The organism is Mycoplasma todarodis (assembly GCF_004335995.1).
Classification (GTDB): domain Bacteria; phylum Bacillota_I; class Bacilli_A; order Mycoplasmatales; family Metamycoplasmataceae; genus Mycoplasma_K; species Mycoplasma_K todarodis.
The window spans coordinates 1-929 of the sequence record NZ_PSZP01000079.1 but is presented as its reverse complement, the minus strand read 5'-3'; the positions used below and the strand labels follow the sequence as shown (position 1 = coordinate 929).

Sequence of the window (929 nt, the reverse complement as noted above, 5' to 3'; positions counted from 1 at the left end):
AGTTACTGGTGTTAAAGTAACTGCAAAACCAAATGGAGAATTAAAAATTGAAGTAACTACAAATACCCCAAACGCTTCTAAATTAGGTGGAAATGCTACAGGAACAGCAACTGGTAAATCAGATTCTGAAATAAATCAAAAACTTAAAAATGACTTACAAAAAAAACAAAAAAATAATGAAGATCTTGTAAGAAGAGAATTAAATAAAGCTCAAGTTAAAAACCAAGGTACTAAGAAAGCTTCTGAAATTGCTCAAGGTATTACAAATGAAGCATCATTGAAAAATGCAATGGGAGTTACCATGCCAACGCTTAAAGGTTCAACGATAAGTAAGATATCAGCTAAAGCAAACCCAAATGGTAATGGAGAAATTACAATTAGTGTTGAAGTAACAACACCGGGTGCTAAACCCAAAACACATACAATTACAAAAGTTGTTAATGTAAAAACAGATGATATGATTAATGCTGATTTGATTCAGAAAGATAATTTACAAAAAATTAAAAAATCTTTAAGAAATCTTCATTTCCCTTCTCAAGATTCAGTTACAGCTTCAACAATTGCTAAAGGTATTAATGCCGTTACAGGAATTGCCGGAAAAATTATAGCGATCGATGCTGCAACAAATGGTGCGGTAACGATACCAAATGGTTCACAAATAGCAGGCACTACTATTGAAGATATTATTTTAGTTGCACAACCTGATGGAACAATTTTGGTTAAGGTTGTTACAAAAACAAGAGGAGCTTCGATTGAGGGGGCGACAGTATCAAAAACAGCACACGGACAATCTGATGCAGATGTAGCTCAAAATGTTAACAATAAAAAGTTTGAAGACTTATTTAAGAATGCTAAATTAATCCACCAAGGTAATAGAACTACTTCTGAAGTAGCTAAATCAATGAATAAAGGTTCACTAGCTGATAAGA

Annotated in this window: 1 protein-coding gene; it reads left to right on the top strand. The window is 32.7% G+C overall.

Annotated features, from left to right (window positions below):
* On the top strand, nt 1-929 hold a 929-nt coding region (locus C4B25_RS04820), incomplete at both ends, for a hypothetical protein (protein ID WP_168380719.1).